The sequence below is a fragment of the Sphaerothrix gracilis Ecp01 genome (genome assembly GCF_030405905.1).
Taxonomy (GTDB): Bacteria; Cyanobacteriota; Cyanobacteriia; order Phormidesmidales; family Phormidesmidaceae; genus Sphaerothrix; species Sphaerothrix gracilis.
On sequence record NZ_JASATW010000028.1, the window covers coordinates 16,641 to 33,653 of the forward strand.

A 17,013-nucleotide genomic window follows, 5' to 3' on the forward strand; every position below is an offset into this window, starting at 1 on the left:
TCCGGTATCTCGTCCTGCTACAGCTTTCCAGGGTTTTCCATGCGGTAGAGCGGCTGATTTTCTCCCCTCTGATCTCATCACTCAACCAGAAGAAGCAGGCTATGAGCATGAAGTTCTGGCTTTAGCCTAGGCCAACATTAGGCACTGCGCAGGGCCACGATTGGATCTAGCTTAGCGGCCTGACGGGCTGGCACCACGCCAAAGAACAGGCCAATTCCTCCCGAAACGCTGACGGCAATGGTCACAGCGACCACTGACACACTGGGGTTAAACGGGCTGACAGCGCCAACCGCCAAAATTCCGGCTGCCCCGACTACGGTGCCAATCGTGCCGCCTGCAATCGAGAGAATCACTGCCTCAATCATGAACTGCAGCAAAATATCCTGCTGCGAAGCACCAATTGCCTTGCGGAGGCCGATCTCCTGCGTGCGCTCCCGCACCGATACCAGCATGATATTCATAATGCCGATGCCACCTACCAAGAGGGAAATGCCGGCGATCGCTGCCAGCATCACAGTAAGAGCGCCGGTGATCGTACCTGCGATCGACAACAGCGTATCCTGACTTTGAATAAAAAAGTCATCTTCGCCGGTGATGTCATGGCGCAGCCGCAGCAGATTGCGAATCTGAAACTCAGCCGTCGTCATACTGGCGCGATCACGGGCTGAAACAGAGATAAACGACACCTCAATGCCATAGGGCGAGGTGCGACCGACAATGCGGCTAGAGAGGGTAGTAATGGGCAAAATCACGGCGTCGTCATAGTCCAGCCCTAGGTTGGAACCCTTTGTCTCCAAAACGCCCACTATCTCAAAGCTGACGCCCTTTACCCGAATTTGCTGGCCTAATGGCTGATCATCTCGAAACAGTCGCTCGGCCAGGGTGGATCCCAACACTGCCACCTGACTGTGGCGGCGCACGTCTAAATCGGTCAAAAAGCGCCCCTGCCCCATCTCAAAGCTCCGCACGGTTAAAAAAGAAGGGGTGCTACCCACCACGCTGGTGTTGGCGCTGCGGTTTTGATAAATCACCAGGGAGCGGGTGCTGTATTCCGGGGCAACGCCGACGACTGAGGGCACCTGATTGGCGATCGCGGTGGCATCGTCTACCACCAGCGTCTTCGGAATTTCTAGGCTGCCCAGCTCGCGCGTTTCCCGATTTCCCGGCACGATAAACAGCACGTTTGGCCCTAGGGACTGGAGCTGCTCGTTGACAAAATCTTGCGCCCCTTCCCCAATACCCACCATAGCAATCACCGAAGCGTTACCAATGATGATGCCTAGCATGGTCAGACTGCTGCGCAGCTTGTTGGCTGTCAGCGTCTTAGCCGCCATCTTTAAACTTTCTGAGAGATCCATTCCTTTTCCCTACTCTGTTTCTGGCTCAGCTTCGTCCTGCTGGCCAAAGGTTAGATTTTCCAGCGTCTGCCCTGGCGGTAAATCAATAAAGACGCGATCGCCGGCCTCAATCCCTTCTAAAATCTGAATCTGATCGCCGACCTGAGATCCCAGGGTTACGGGGCGATAGCGAATCCGATTGCGATCGCCAGGAATCAGGACGCCAGGCTGCCCCTCCTGAGTTACTACGGCCACGGTGGGAACCACTAGGGCATCTGCAACCGCATCACCGATAAAAGCCACATCCACATTCATATTGGAGAGTAGCTGATCTTGCCCTTCCAATAGCTCAATTCGCACCTCAAATAGGGTCACATTCTGCCGCTCGATCGCTTCCGGCGCAATCAGTCTCACTTCCCCCAGAAATGTCTCATCGGGAATAGCATCGGCCTGAATTTCTACCGATTGCCCCGGCTCAATTTTATTAATATCGGCTTCAGGGACTTCGGCCACCACTTCTAAATCGCTGGCGAGGGCCACAATCGCGGTTGAGGTGGCTGAGGTCGCGCTGGAGGCGGAAGTGGTGGGGGTGACAAACGCGCCCTCGGTGGCAAACTTCTGGGTAATGATGCCAGCAAAGGGGGCCCGAATCAGCGTATCCTCTAGGCGAATTTGGGCGGCGTCTACCTGAGCCTGTGCCCGTGCTACCCGTGCCTCGGCCTGGGCAACTTCCTCCGTATCGGGGTCGTTACGCAAATCTTGCAGACGCTGTTCGGCTTCATAAATTCTGGCCTCGGCCTGATCGACGGCGGCTTCAGCGACGCGAGTTTCGCTTTCAAAACTGTCTAGCTCGTTGGCCGAAATAGCCCCTCGGCTATAGAGCTGGCGATTACGCTCAAGGCGATCGCGGGCCAGCGTCAGCCGCGATTGGGCATCGCGTAGCTGGGCTTCAGCCGAACTGACTGAGGCTTGGGCCTGAGCGATCTGCTCTGACTCGCTGCCCTGACGCACATCAGCCAGTTGAGCCTCGGCTTCAGCCAGACTCGCCTGGTTCTGCCGCAGTTGAGCTTCTAAGTCGTCGCCGTCCATGCGGGCAATTAGCTCCCCTGCGGTGACGCGATCGCCCTGTTCCACATATAGCTCTGCTAAAATGCCAGCCGTCTTGGGGCTTAGATTCACCGTTTTAACGGGCTCGACGGTGCCGCTGGCACTGATGCGGACGGTCAGCGCCGTTTCGGTGGCGGCAGTGGTGTAGTCTGCCACTTCGTAGGGCGGTACGCGACTGCGAAAAATAGCGAAGGCCGCAATGCCTGCGCTCAAAATACCTACGGCCAGCAGCCCGACAATCCAAAAAGCGGGGCGTTTGACTCGGCCAAGAAAAGGAAGCTGCATACCTAGGTTGGGAGGGGCACTCTCTAAGTAACCGGACGCCCAAGCAAACGATGGTGGGCTGCCCTACTACGATTATCAAGTACCTACTCCAAAGCGACCACCTCAGTACAGGATCGGGTGTTCCCCCTCAGCCCGGCTTATGAGGCTCAAATTTAACGCTCAAACAGAGGACACGCGGGCCTGAAAATTGACGCAGGCCGTTACGGGCGAGTCTGAATTGCCGCACAGGGGGCAGTGACTATTGGCGCAGCGATCGCACCGCATCGCCGCCTGGGGGGCTAGCTGCTCAGAGCTGTAAACGCTAATGCCCTGATGCACGTAGCCCTGCAGCTCTAAGTCGGACAGATTTTCGCAGATAACGATGGCCTGCTGCGTCTCCAGCGCTTCTCTGGCCTGGTTGAGAATTTTCAGCGCTTCCCAGAAGCTAGTTTGGGCCACCTTGATCAACAGCGGCACGCGGCGAGGCTGGCTTTTGAAACAGGGCGGACAGGTCTGGGGGTAATGGTCACGATACTGCAGCGAATAGGTGCCATCGGCAAAGCGGCGAGTCCGCAGGTGCCGCTGAAAAGGCACGGTAAAGTCGCCCATTTCGTCCAGCATGTACCACCAGGATTTGTGCCAAGCGGTCTGCGGCAGGTGCAAAATGGTCGTTACCTGCTCAGCGTTGAACCCGGCGTGGGAAAGCAGGGCGATCGCCTGCGAAAGCGCCATATTCTCACCTAGGGTTTGCAGGTCTGAGTGATAGTGGGTGAGGCTCTCATAGGTTCGATAGCGGCTGTGGGGTGACTGGGCTTTGCCCCCGGCCTCAGCTTTAGCCGCTCCTACCTGCCAGGTGTCGGTCAGAATACACTGAATCGCTTCGTAGTCTAAGATGGCGTCGATCGCCACGGCTCTCTGCTCTAACGGTACGCCAATCTGCACCGTAACCGACCCTACCTGATGGACTGGCATGAGGCTGGGCTGGCTGCTAAACAGAAGCGATCGCAGGCGCGACTGATCGGCGATCGCTAAGGCCATCTGCACCTGTTCTAGGCAAGAAGCGGCATAGCTGGGTGCTGGCTGGAGGCGAGACTGGGTGTCAAAATCCATTGCTACGCAAGGGTGACGGCATGTTGAGACAGAAATTAAGCCGTTGAAAAACCTGCATGAGAGACAACTGTATACTCGGTGCCCTTGCCTTCTTTTAGCGAAATATTTTGTTTGTTTGCTGCAGCCGCTTACGAAAGTTGACAGGACTTCGGAAAACGCAATGCAGGTGTTACTTGTCTCATTCTAAAGCGGGCTATGCTCACGACTTCCTCAGATTTTTTACCTAAGCTCCAGGATGAGGCTGCTACAGAAGCCAAGTCGCGATCGCCGGTAACAGCATCTTAATAGTCAGGTGCAAGAGAGTGAATGATTATGCAAGCAACTCAATATTCCATTGGCATGATTCGAGATGAAGCTCGACACCTAGTTGAGCAGGGCATTATCGATCGCCATCAGCCCCTTTACGCCCTGTGTCGCTACATTCCTGGCCGAGAATGGGTCTGCGTAGAGTTAGAGCTAGAGCAAAATGACTATCTGCTCCGCGATCAAATCCTTGATCTGATCGGGCGGGAAGACTGGGAAGACGACTGATAATCCGGCAAGTCGGACTCGGATTAAGAATATTCAGGCTCTCTATTAACAATATGTAGATCGGGCCGATAAATGCCATAGGCCCGTGTCTGCAGTAGAATCTTTGGCCTCCGGGTTCAAGCGAACCCAGTGAGATGAGTCGTGGATAAAAATCCCAATATTCTTTGGGGGAGAACTGGCGATGGTTCACCTGCAGTCGGCCTGTCTATCTAAGTTTTACAGTTGGTTGCAGGCGTAAGCGATTTTCAATCAGCGATCGTACCGTCAAAAGTAAACCTAGTTTTTGCAGGAGATACTTCAATGGCGGCTCAGCGGATTTTGATGATTGTGGGCGACTTTGTTGAAGACTATGAGGTGATGGTGCCATTTCAGGCGCTGCAGATGGTAGGGCATACGGTTCATGCGGTCTGCCCGGATAAAAAGTCTGGCGAGTTTGTGCGCACGGCGATACACGATTTTGAGGGCGACCAAACCTATAGCGAAAAGCCTGGTCACAACTTCACGCTCAACGCCACCTTTGCCGACGTGAACCCGGCTGACTACGACGCGCTCGTCATTCCTGGCGGACGCGCCCCTGAATATTTGCGGCTCAACGCCCAGGTGATTGCAGCGGTGCAGCATTTTGCTCAGGCTAACAAGCCCATTGCCGCCATTTGTCACGGGGCGCAGCTTCTGGCAGCGGCAGGGGTGCTCTCCGGCAAGCGCTGCTCGGCTTATCCTGCCTGTAGCCCAGAAGTCACCGCGGCTGGTAGCGAGTACGCCGATATCCCAGTCACCGAGGCGATCGCCGATGGCAACCTAATCACCGCCCCAGCCTGGCCTGCCCATCCCCGCTGGCTGGCCGAATTCCTCAAAGTGCTCGGCACGCGCATTGAACATGCCGAGATGGCAGGTGTTGCTTAGCTGCCGGTCAAAACCTCAGCTGTTAGCTCCACCTGTTCTGGGCTAAATCCAGCCTCAATTAAATGATCGAGAAAAATGCGATCGCGGTAGCGACCGTCTAGGGCGATCGCCTGCTGATAGGCCTGCTGGGCGGCGGCAGGCGACTGGTCGCTCCAGTGGGCGATCGCTAGGGCTACCCAGGGATGAGGATTATAGGGTTCTAGCTCGGTGGCCTGCTGGGCATTGGCGATCGCGGCGGCATAGTCTTCTAGCCGCTGATAGGCCAGGCTGAGGTTATAGTAGGCAATCTCGTTGTCCGGCTTCAGTTCGGCGGCGCGGGTGTGGGTACTGACAGCCGCCTGCAAATCGCCGCTAACGAGGTAGACAATGCCCAAGGCGTTGAGAGCCGGTACATTCTCGCTCTCTTGCCGCAAAGCCTGCTGTAGACTCTCAGCCGCCGCCGCTGCCTGACCGGCTAAATGCTCTGTCCAGCCGAGGACTACATAGCCATTAGGATTGGTTGGGTCGAGGGCTACAGAGGTTTTCAAAGCGGCGATCGCGCGGACAAGATCGTCGCGATCGCGGTACTCTAGGCCGCGCTGCCGGTAGAGATTGGCGGTTGCGGTATCGATTAGAAAAGGCGGATAGGCTAAGGGCGCTTGATCTAGGGCCGGGGCAATCTCAGCCGCAAACTGCACGGTCGGTTCTGGCTGACAGCTACTCCCCAATCCTGCCAACGCCAATAGCAAAACAATTCTGGCTTTTCTCAATCCGTCTTCTCCTAGACGCAAAGCGACACGACCTCTAACGGGTGCATAATAACCTCAATCAACCGGCTAGCCCCCGCAGGCTATTGACGCAGCGAGTCGAGTAATCAACGATGAAAGAGTGAATATTGGCTTGATTCGGCTTTAATTTAACGGATTTGAGCGTTTGAAGAAACCCCGGCTCTAACTGTTTTAGTTTCACCTTGTCTCCCTAGGCTGGGCGATCTCGGAGTAAACATTGAGCGATGCAGCGGCGCACTACCATCACTAAACTTTTTTCGACGTTCATTCAGTTCTCGGAAGATCGCTTCGATACCTGGATGAGCGATCGGCGGCTGCAAAAAAGCATGGAGAAACATTTAGAGCGAGAGAACCACGCCTGCCAGCCTGAGGGATTTTGGACCCTGTACTGGCATAAACTCTGGCAAGCACAGGCTCACGAGCGGGCAGCGGCTCACCTAACTGCCTATCTGCAAGAACCCTGCTACTGGGCGACTCAAAGCATCACTCAACGCTTTCCCAATGGGCAATGGACGTTAACTGACGGCTTTCAAGGGGCGATCGCCCAGGTTGACCGCATCCTCAAAGGCTACCGACCGGACTATGGCAGCAATCTAAGAGCCTATGCCCACACCGCCTTTAGCAACCTGATGCGCGATCGGCTCCGCCAGAGGCAGGACGTCAATATCTGTAGTGATTGGGGGCTGCTGCGGCGGCTCAGTCAGGCTCAGCTCAAGCGATCGCTGCTGACCGCTGGCTTTACTGAGACTGAGCCAGCAGTTTTAATCTGGCAGTGCTTCAAGGCGGTCTACATCCCTGACCCTAAACGGTCAGTACGGGCCTTGCCGCCGCCGAGTTTGGAGCAGTTCGCCCAGATTACAGAGCGCTATAACCAACTCCGGCTGCAGCTCAGCCCGGCATTGCCTCAGCTAGCGGTTGAAGCGATCGCAGCCAGCCTGAAACAATCGGTGCAGGCAGCTCGGGCCCATCTCGCCCCGGCAGTGACCTCCCTGAATCAGCCTCAGTTTGATCAGGCCAATAAAGAACTGCTAGATGGCTTGGGCAGCGACGATACGCCGATGCAGAGACTGCTGGCCGCAGAAGTTTACGCTGAACAGCAGCAACGGCTACAGCAGATCGCGGCAGTGCTCATGGGGGCGATCGCTAACCTGCAGCCTGCCGATCAAACTCTGCTCCGGCTGTACTATTGCAACGTCCTCACCCAAAAAGAGATCGCCAACCAGCTCCAAATTCAGCAGTATCAGGTTTCTCGTCAGCTTAAGCGAGTCCGCCAGCAGCTCTTGCTCAGCGTGGCTACGTGGAGCCAGGAAACCCTGCATATTGCGATCGATTCTGCTGTATTAGCCAGTATGAGCGACGCTATACACGAGTGGTTACAGCATTACTATCAGTCAAAAGCAGACGGTAAAGCAGAGGGGCTTGATGAGTTTGGGGTTTGATAATCCGGTTCAGCCTGTTTTGGCACTGCCGCCTGACTTGGCACTGTGGCAGCAGTGCCAGTCTTTAGCCGAACCGGCTGAACGCTGGCGCAGATATTTGCACCAGATAGGATTAGCGGCGCTACAGCCCTGGTTTCAAGAAGAGTTTGGCTCGCCGGTTCACGGCTGGCCCGCCGCTGACGCATGGAATATCTGTCAGGTCGTTGACGGTTTGGCGCTGACGCTGGGACAGCGGCGAATTGTCGTGCTGTTAAGCGAAACCATCGATACGGCCAGGGTACAGGTGCCTCAGGAATGGGTTGATATTCCGGGCTGGACGGCTGACTACTATGTGGCAGCCCACGTGGATGTCGATGCGCAGCGGCTGGTGCTGTGGGGCTATGCCCCCTACACCCAGGTGAAAACGCAGGGGGCTTATGAGCCGCGCGATCGCACCTACAGCCTCAGCGATATCGACCTGATTCAGGATTTTTCTGTCTTTTGGGTGGCGCAACAGCTCGAACAGCCGCAAACGGTTTCTATTCCTGCCCTGCCCTTATTACCTACGGCTCAGGCTGAGCGCCTGATTGAGCGGCTAGCGGGTGTCATCGAACCAAGGCTAGAAATTCCGTTCGGGCAGTGGGGGGCGCTGCTGAGCCAGGAGCGCTGGCGGCAACAGCTTTGGCAGCGCCGTCAGGACATTGTGCCCGTAGATCTGAGCCGCTGGGTGAGTCAACTATTTGAGCCAGGCTGGCGATCGCTGGAGTCGCTGCTGCCTCAAACCCCAGCCCTGGAATTTCGCTCAGCGGCAATGAGCAATGAGGCGATCAGCCGGGGCAAGCCTATTGTGCTCGATCCAGCCAGGGGTGAACTGGTGCTGGTGCTGCGGGTAACGCCAGCGGGCGATCGCCGCCGCATTAGCATTCAACTGTTTCCCTTGCAGGACACCCTACTTCCCAGCGGCGTCATTCTGGGGTTAGAATTACCGGATACTGCAAGGCAGTTGCAAACGGTGCAGGCAGGCGAGCAAGACAATTATATTCAGATCCCTAGTTTTCACTGTCCGACCGGGCAGCGGTTTCGGGTCAGCCTCCAGCTAGGGGATGCTATTCTGCGGGAAAATTTCATCAGCTAAGGCTATGGAACAGCGCCTGTTGCTCAATCTGGGCCAGGGAGATTGGCAGACTGGTTTTGCCAGCGTGACAGCCCAGCTTTGGGAACCCGATCAGCCCCCGATTCAGTTTGTCGGCAGCCTGCCAGCCGGGCCGCAGCTTGCCGCCCAGTACCAGCGCTGGCAGCAGCTCTATGAGGCGATCTATGGCACTCAAAGTCGCTGGCGGCGCGGCGCGGCTGATTTTGAATTTGAGACGGCAACGCTGACTAACGTGTCCCAGCAAGAGTTTGAAACGCTGGGCACGCTGCTGCGATCTGATTTTAACCAGTGGCTGATGGCCTCAGCCTTTGCCCCTATTGAACGCCGCCTGCGCACGCAGCTCTCGGCTGATGCTGCCATTCGGGTGATGCTCACCGCCCATGCCAGAACAGTGCTGCGGTTTCCCTGGCGGCTGTGGCACCTGTTTGAGGACTATCCCAATGCCGAACTTTCTCTCAGCCTGCCGGACTATAGCCGGGCTCTCAAGCAGGCCCGCTCAAACCCGCCGGGAATGATTCGGATTTTGGCAGTGCTGGGCAATGACACCAACATCGATATTGAAACGGATCGGCAGATTCTGGCGCAACTGCCTACGGCTAAAGTAATGCTGCTGGCCCAGCCGACCCTGAGTGAACTGCAGCAACAGCTCTGGGAGTCGAGCTGGGATATTTTGTTTTTTGCCGGCCACAGCACCAGTCGCGGACAAGGCTGTTTACAGGTCAACCCGACCGAGGCGCTGACGATTGAGCAGCTCAAATACGCGCTACGACGAACCATTCAAAATGGCTTACAGCTAGCAATTTTGAACTCTTGCGATGGGCTAGGGCTGGCCTGGGCCTTGGCCGATTTGCACCTGCCCCAGACAATCGTGATGCGCGAGCCGGTACCCGATGCGATCGCCCATCAGTTTCTCAAAGGGTTTCTGACCCAGTTCTCCACAGGTCAACCGCTCTACAGCTCAGTCCGAGAAGCCCGCGAAAAGCTCCACGGCCTCACAGATCTGGGAACCTACGCGGCCTGGCTGCCCGTCATTGTGCAAAACCCGGCAGAAGAGCCACCGACCTGGCAGTCGCTAGCAGGTCAATTAGGAGCTAAGACCCTGCCCGCTTCTCAGCTTCGGCCTAGGCTAAGACCTGACTTTGCTCAAGCCATTTACCGAAGAAGTCTGAGCACTCTAATCGTTGCCGCCACGGTATTAGGACTGCGCTGGGCCGGCGGACTGCAACCGGCAGAGCTATGGGTCTACGATGCCTTGATGCAGCTACGTCCAGCCGAAGCTGCTGACCCCCGGCTGGTTGTGGTGGCGGTTGACGAAAGCAGTATTCAGGCTCAGACGGCACCAGAACGGCGCGGTTCCCTGGCCGATGAGACCTTGCAGCAGGCTCTAACCCTCCTCGCAGACTATCAGCCTCGGCTTATTGGCCTCGATCTGTACCGCGACTTTGCTGCCAGCAATCCAGTCCTGGGAGAAGCCCTCTCTCATCCCAATATTGTGGGACTTTGCAAGAGCCGCGATCCGCTCGCCGATGATATTGGCATTAGCCCTCCCCCGGAACTGCCAGCCGCCCAGGTCGGCTTCAGCGACTTTGTTGAAGATACTGACGGTATTCTGCGACGGCAGTTGCTGACGCTCACCCCCGACCCGGTTTCGCCCTGTACCTCGCCCTACGGATTTGCCACGCTCATCGCCATTCACTACCTGCATCAGGCAGGGATACAACCGACGTTTACTGCCCAGGGGGATTTACAAATTGGAGATGTCGTCTTTCCCCGACTAGACAAGCGCGCAGGCGGCCTGCAGCGGATGGATAATGGCGGCAATCAGCTTCTGCTCAATTACCGCGCCGTTCCGGCTCCTGAGCAGATTGCGGTGACTATCTCGTTGCAGCAGTTGTTGAGCGGGCAGGTGAATCCGGAGCGCATTCGCGATCGCATTGTCCTGATTGGCGTCACGGCACTCAGCAGCGGTGATTATTGGGCAACGCCTTATGGTCAGCAAGCTCAGGGCCGCACGGCAGGGGTTTTTATGCAGGCCCAAATGATTAGCCAGATACTCAGCGCCGTGGAGGAAGGACGGCCCTTAATCTGGGTTTGGCCGCAGTGGGCCGAAGCGGTGTGGATTGTCTTAGGGGCGATCGCGGGTAGCCTGTTGGCGATGCGGTGGAAATCTTCTCAGTTAGCTATTGCCTGCTTCCTGATAGCCAGCAGTTTGACAGTCGGGGCTTGGGCAACTCTGCTGATAGGCGGGTGGCTGCCGCTGTTGCCAGCTCTGATAGCCCTCGGCGGCAGTGCCTTCGTGACGGCAGGGTTAGGTCGTTCTGAACTGGGTGATCAACGCGGCGAATAGCTCAATCTACTGTGTTTTTAGGAGATTTTGGCAATGGGATATATCGTTTGGCGCTTTGAACTAAAACCAGTCAGTTTTCTATTGGGGTTGGCAATGGTGGGGCTGAATCTGATGCCGCTGGCCCGGGCCCAAACTCTACCCACGCCCCCACCGGATCAGGGAGCCCCCACCGGACGTCAGCGTGGCGGGGCTTCTCGAGGTGACTGCAGAGACTACCAGGATCTAACGGCGCTGGTGCCCGTAGTTGACGGTATCGTCTGGAGTCAGACCGCGAGCGCAACGCCGAGCTTTTTCTTTTACCTGCCCAATGCCCTAAACCAGACTATCCCGCTGGAATTTGTCGTCCAAGATAGCCGCGACAACTACGCCTACCGCAAGCAGTTTTCAGGCAATATTCCGGCGGGCATTCTAGCTATTCCCGTCCCCTCAGAGAGCAGCGGACTAAACCCTGGTGAAGCTTACACCTGGACGTTTTCAATCTATTGCGATGCGGCTCGGCCTTCAGCCTCAGTTTTTGTCTCCGGCACGATTAGCCGCGTGGCTGAGTCAGCGGCCACAGAGCCCAGCAGCAACCCAACGCCAGCAATGCGGCTTGATCTCGCTAGGCATTATGCCGCTGAGGGACTCTGGCACGAAGCAATAGAAATCACTCTGTCCCTATATCAGGCTGAGCCTGGCAAGGCCGAGTATCTGGAAACCCTGGAGTCCCTATTCGAAGCTGCCGGACTTGATGAGCTTTCACCGGCCATTTCAGTTCATGAGGTGCCAGAATGATGCGCCAGGTCACTTCAATCAAACTGGCCGTGATTGTGGCAGCGGTCTTGACGCCTAGCTTGGCAAAGGCCCAAATTACACCAGATGCAACTCTAGGCATAGAGGCTTCCGTTGTGGAGACTAGCGTAGTGAATGGTAACCCAACGCAGCTAATTGAGGGGGGAGCTATTCGGCAGAGCAATCTGTTCCACAGCTTCAGCGAATTTAACTTAGCCCCAGGGGAAGCCGCTTACTTTGCCAGTCCCAGCGGTATTACTAACATTCTGAGCCGAGTAACCGGGTTCAGCGCCTCCCATATTGATGGTTTGCTAGGGGTTGAGGGTACTGCCAACCTGTTTTTTCTCAATCCCAACGGCATCTTCTTTGGCCCCGGTGCAAAGTTAGACATTCGAGGCTCGTTTCTGGCAAGCACCGCAGACAGTATTGCCTTTACCGATGGCAGTGAATTTCAGGCGACCCGGCCAGAAACCTCGCTGCTGACTGTTAGCGTGCCGCTGGGAATTCAGCTCAACACTCAACCGCAAGGCAACTTGACCAACCAGGCCAGTTTAGCGATCGCCCCCGGCCAAACCCTGACGCTGCTGGGCAATACCGTCTTAAACACAGGCCAGCTTGCAGCCCCAGGCGGTACGGTGCAAATTCTAGGTAATCGAGTTGGCCTACTGGAACAAGCGACGCTCGATGTTTCTGACACAACCGCAGGCGGTACGGTGCAAATTGGCGGCGATATTCCAGGGCAAACAACCTTGCCTCGCGCTCTGCGAACCTTCATTGGTCCTGACGCCAGGATTGCAGCCGATGGACAAGTCAGTGGCGGACAAGTTGTAATTTGGTCAGAGGAAGCAACCGCGTTTTACGGCCATATCAGCGCCGTCGGTGATGAACAGGGTGGCCTAGCTGAAGTCTCTGGCAAACAGGACTTGGCTTTCCAAGGTACCGTCGATTTGAGCAGCGCCAGCGGCCAGATTGGAACATTGCTGCTTGATCCGGCCAATATCGTAATTGTCAATGGGGCGGCTGGAGTAAACGATAATCAGGTGCTGACGGATAATCAGGTGCTCTTTGGCGATGGCGCAGTTAATGACACATTTGAAATTGCCGCAGCGACTCTAGAGAGCTTATCTGGGAACGCGAACCTAGTGCTGCAGGCCACCAATGACATCACCGTTAACGACCTGACAGATGACAGCTTGGTGTTTGCCAATGGCACAGGCTCAATTGAGCTAATGGCGGATAGCGATCGCAATGGCGTTGGCGACTTTGTCATGGCAGATACCGCAGACACGCTGTTTACTAATGAGCGAGCTATCCGGATTTCTGGGGCCAGTTTAGTTCTAGGCAATATTGATACTGGCTTTGCCGGTAACCTGACGGGTTTACCGATAAGCATTTTGCCCTCTGGCAATCTTAAAGGCGGAGCGATCGCGCTTGTAGCTCACGGGGGCAATATTAGCGCGGGCAACCTCAGTATTCCAGAATTGGGGGCAGGCGGCGAGATTCTAGCCAATGGAGATATCGCCTTCGGTGACTACACGGGCGCTGCGCTGCGGGCTGCGGCGACGGGCAGCATTGCCGCTGGCGACATCACCATCACCGGCCCTGACCTGAACTTAGTTGCCGACGGATCTGGGTCTGATCAGGACTTGCTGGCGAGCAGCCGAGCCGCAATTTTGCGAGCCGGCGTAGCTACCGTCGCTGGCATAGACCCGATTGACGGCACTCCTATTGCTCTAGGTCCAGTCGCTGGAGAGCAATCGGGCAACATTTTGGTCAACAGTGTTGCCACATCTGCTTTGGAAATCAGCAATGAAGACGGGGGTCCCATTATTCTGGCCGCTCCCGGAGATATCACAGTTGATCGATCTTTAAGCTCATTTGCATCAACGGGCGTTGGGGACGCTGGCAACGGCGGGGCCATTTCTATTGCGTCTGAGTTTGGCGATATTACCGTCAACGGTTTCTTTATAGAATCGTATTCGCTAGCCTATGCCCCTTTTGGTAATTCTGGGGATGCAGGACCCATTTCTATCTTCTCTGAGTCTGGTGATATTACCGTCAACGGTTTTACCCAGACAGTATCGTATGCAAACTTTGCCGGAAATTCGGGTAATGGAGCCACAATCTCCGTTTTTTCTGGCTCCGGCGACATTAATCTCGGCGGTTTAGATTCATTCTCTCAATCAAATGAGGGGGACGCCGGTAACGGCGGGGATATTTTTATCTCCTCTAATTCGGGCAGCATCGTTACCGGCGGTGGTTTAGGGTCAGGCTCATATGCCAGCCCAGGTCAGGGAGGCAATGCTGGCAACATTTCTATTTTCTCTGAGACTGGCAACGTTACGATTCAGGATTTTTTGAGCGCGTCCTCGTACTCCATATCGGGTAACGCTGGAGACGGTGGCAATATTTCTGTAACCTCTACCGCTGGCAATGTTGTAGTTGATGCCCTATCTTCCATATCAAATTCGGACTCAGGTAACGCTGCAAATGGCGGAGACATTCTGCTTGCGTCTGATTCCGGAGATGTTACCGTCCTTCGGAGCTTGTCTTCTTACTCGTTTTCAGAGTTGGGCAGCACCGGCAGCGGAGGAGATATATCTCTGCTTTCGAGGGCAGGGCGCGTTCTTGGCGGTAGCAGCGATACCGGTACTATTCAGGGATTGTTTGCCTTCTCCGCGTCGCAGTCAGGAGAACCCGCCCAGTCAGGTGGAACCGTCACGCTCGCAGGCAGCGCTGTTTCCAATATTGATGTTTATACCTTTTCAAGCGGCGGGCAATCAGGCAATGTAGAAATTCGCAGCCTCAGCGATCGCCTAGTCATAAACGATTTGCTGTTGACAACTAGCGGCCAAGTCGAAATTCCTGACCCTGTTTCTTTTGGCCAGACAATTAGCCTTAATTTGAGCGATTTTGGTCAGGCTGGCAATACTTTGATTACCAGCGCTGGGGATATCACGTTTAATAACGTTGAGATTCAGAGCAGCGCCAACGGCAGTCAGCCTGCAGGCGGGGTCATGATCAACAGTCCCGGTCAGGTGACGTTTAATAACAGCCAGATTCTCAGCAATGCCAACCGTGAAGGCGCTGCTGGACGAATTGACATCACGGCCAATCGACTGGTGCTGGGCAACGGCGGTCGCCTGTTTGCAGCCACATCAGGGTCGGGCGATGGCGGCACCATTGCCGTCAACGCCACCGACGCGGTGCTGTTGGGAGAAGGCGTCCAAAATTTTGAGCCAGTCATCTCCGTTGAGGCCAGCGGGTCCGGCAGACCGGGCAATATTGTGATCAACACGCCCAATTTTGTCCTGTCTGAAACCGCCAGAATCACGGCAACCGCAACGGCAACTGCAACAAATCTTGATGGCGGCGGCAGCATCACCCTCAACGCCAACCAAATGGACTTGGCCGGAACTGTAGGCATCTTTGCCGAAACTCAGGGGCAGTCCCCGGGTGGCGTGCTGACGCTGCGGCCCTACCAGGTTAACCCGGACCTAGGCATAACGCTGGTGCCGGGGGCAGTAGTGTCTGCCTCAACAACTGGCAGCGGCAACGGCGGTGGTCTCCAAATCCTGGCTCCAGGAGCGATCGCCATCAGCGGTCCCGGTCTTTTAGCGGTAGAGACCAGCGGCCTGGGGCGCGGGGGCAACATCACAGCCGAGTCTCAACGCCTGAGGCTGTCTGATGGCGTTACCCTGTCGGCCTCCACCACCGGCCCCGGTCCTGCAGGTGATATTACCTTTAGTCTTTCTGAGCATCTCGAAATTAACGGCAGCACGGTCGAGTCTAGTACGGGACCCGGCTCAACCGGTATTGGTGGCAATATTGTGGTGAATGCGGCGACGACAACGCTCCGTAATGGCGGACAAATTGCGGTCAATTCGGCTGGGCAAGGCGAGGGCGGCAGCGTCACATTGACGTCTGACCAGCTCTTTTTAGACCGTAGCCGCATCACTGCCAATACCCGCAGCAGCAACGGGGGAAATCTTACTTTCAATCTTGGGGAAGTCCTACTGCTGAGAAACGGCAGTCTGATTTCGACGGAAGCCGGTACGGCAGGAGCCGGGGGCGACGGCGGCGACATTACCCTGAACTTACCGGGTGGCTTTATCGTGGCTGTTCCTATTGAAAACAGCGATATCCGGGCCAACGCTTTTGAAGGCAACGGGGGTAATGTCAACGTCACAGCCCGCAATCTCCTGGGTATTGCTTTTCGGCCCAATGTCCTCGATACCCCTCTCAGCGACATCACCGCCAGTTCCCAGTTTGGCAACAATGGCACAGTCAACATCGACGAGCTGAATCCCGATGTGGCTCAGGACGATGCCATCCTACCCGCTGAAACCGCTCCTCCCACCCTAGCGCCAGGCTGTCGGGCTCAGGGGTCGCAGACAGGTAGCTTTGTCATGACTGGACGCGGCGGCCTTCCCACCAATCCCGCCGACCCGCTCAGTGCCGATACCGTCTGGCAAGATCTAGCACCTATCTCAGGGCTGGACGAAGGCGATACCGTTTCACTCAGCCAGGACACTGTTGCGACCTCCGATCAGTCCCCTGACGCCCCTATAGTTGAGGCCCGCAGCTGGACTCGCGTTGCGGATGGCACAGTCATCTTTTTAGCTGAGGCGACTGAAAGACCGAGTTTCTTTATGCCAATGGCTGGCTGTCAGGTGCCGTCAGCGATCGCCCGCTAAGATCGCCCACTAGCTCAACCGCCCAGAAAGAGATTATCAATCTCATCGCTGCGAATCCCCATTTGGAGATTCCAGCACTTTTTTTTGGAAAGTTTTAGCGTGAGCGCTGCATACTCGACTCACATCATCCGTATATCTCTCTAAGTACACCCCCGTAATGCATCACTACTGGAGCCGTACACATGGAGAAACTATCGGAAAAGCAAGCATAAAGAATTGGCTTCATCTGTGAGACGGGTAAACCGTTAGCGATATTTTGTCAGCCTAATTCTGAATTCAATCAAGTCAGAACTTACGCACTTGACGAGATTTTAACTGATCGCGGAATCGGCCTGGCTGTTGCCATCCCCCAGACTCAAGGGGGCAGGAAAGAGCCTGTCGCCATCGCAGTGTCTCGAAATTTTAGCGGCGTAATTTCTCAAGGCGAAGCATTCAGGGTGAAGCTCAGAAAATAGTGTACTCAGCAAACTTTATAGAGGCTTGAAATTATGGCTCTGAATACACCGAACCAAGCTACAAATACGAACTTAGAGGAAGCTTTATCTAAGGTCGCTTTATTAAATCAGCTTATTCCTAAGTTAAAACAGCAGCTAACAGCAGAGAGAGAA

Annotated in this window: 11 protein-coding genes; 7 read left to right on the top strand and 4 right to left on the bottom strand. The window is 55.6% G+C overall.

Translation table 11 applies throughout. The features are described 5' to 3' along the window. Positions 1–137: 137 nt before the first annotated feature. From QJQ48_RS22960 to QJQ48_RS22970, 3 genes are all read right to left on the bottom strand, one after another. On the bottom strand, positions 138–1,358 hold the full coding sequence (locus QJQ48_RS22960; protein ID WP_346293583.1) for an ABC transporter permease: 1,221 nt from the start codon (positions 1,356–1,358) through the stop codon (positions 138–140). Positions 1,359–1,367: 9 nt separating this feature from the next. Continuing rightward, on the bottom strand, positions 1,368–2,729 hold the full coding sequence (locus tag QJQ48_RS22965) for an efflux RND transporter periplasmic adaptor subunit (RefSeq protein WP_346293584.1): 1,362 nt from the start codon (positions 2,727–2,729) through the stop codon (positions 1,368–1,370). Between the two features lie 159 nt (positions 2,730–2,888). Beyond that, complete coding sequence (locus QJQ48_RS22970) at positions 2,889–3,818, bottom strand: hypothetical protein (RefSeq protein WP_346293585.1); 930 nt, start codon at positions 3,816–3,818, stop codon at positions 2,889–2,891. Between the two features lie 312 nt (positions 3,819–4,130). Between QJQ48_RS22970 and QJQ48_RS22975 the strand changes: the two genes are divergently transcribed. Together QJQ48_RS22975 and QJQ48_RS22980 are read left to right on the top strand one after the other, a co-directional pair. Further along, positions 4,131–4,349, top strand: coding sequence for a DUF4327 family protein (locus QJQ48_RS22975; RefSeq protein WP_346293586.1), 219 nt, complete (start codon positions 4,131–4,133; stop codon positions 4,347–4,349). Between the two features lie 300 nt (positions 4,350–4,649). Then, a complete protein-coding gene (locus QJQ48_RS22980; RefSeq protein WP_346293587.1) occupies positions 4,650–5,252 on the top strand; it encodes a DJ-1/PfpI family protein in 603 nt (200 codons plus the stop codon). Here the strand turns inward: QJQ48_RS22980 and QJQ48_RS22985 are convergent. After that, a complete protein-coding gene (locus QJQ48_RS22985; RefSeq protein ID WP_346293588.1) occupies positions 5,249–6,001 on the bottom strand; it encodes a tetratricopeptide repeat protein in 753 nt (250 codons plus the stop codon). The two genes, QJQ48_RS22980 and QJQ48_RS22985, sit on opposite strands and share 4 nt — an antisense overlap. A 242-nt stretch (positions 6,002–6,243) precedes the next feature. Here QJQ48_RS22985 and QJQ48_RS22990 point away from each other — a divergent pair, with 242 nt between their 5' ends. From QJQ48_RS22990 to QJQ48_RS23010, 5 genes are read left to right on the top strand one after another with little or no spacing between them, the layout of a single operon-like run. Further along, on the top strand, positions 6,244–7,458 hold the full coding sequence (locus QJQ48_RS22990) for a sigma-70 family RNA polymerase sigma factor (RefSeq protein ID WP_346293589.1): 1,215 nt from the start codon (positions 6,244–6,246) through the stop codon (positions 7,456–7,458). After that, entirely contained in the window at positions 7,442–8,572 is a 1,131-nt protein-coding gene (locus QJQ48_RS22995; RefSeq protein WP_346293590.1) for a DUF1822 family protein, read from the top strand. Before QJQ48_RS22990 ends, QJQ48_RS22995 begins: the two co-directional genes overlap by 17 nt. Positions 8,573–8,576: 4 nt before the next feature. Then, positions 8,577–10,937 (top strand): CHASE2 domain-containing protein, encoded by a 2,361-nt coding sequence (locus QJQ48_RS23000; RefSeq protein ID WP_346293591.1) that lies wholly within the window; start codon positions 8,577–8,579, stop codon positions 10,935–10,937. Between the two features lie 33 nt (positions 10,938–10,970). Next, positions 10,971–11,711, top strand: a complete 741-nt coding sequence (locus tag QJQ48_RS23005; protein ID WP_346293592.1) for a DUF928 domain-containing protein — start codon at positions 10,971–10,973, stop codon at positions 11,709–11,711. Beyond that, positions 11,708–16,405: a two-partner secretion domain-containing protein gene (locus QJQ48_RS23010; RefSeq protein ID WP_346293593.1), complete on the top strand. Its 4,698-nt coding sequence runs from the start codon at positions 11,708–11,710 to the stop codon at positions 16,403–16,405. The genes QJQ48_RS23005 and QJQ48_RS23010 overlap by 4 nt, the downstream gene beginning before the upstream one ends. Positions 16,406–17,013 lie beyond the last annotated feature (608 nt).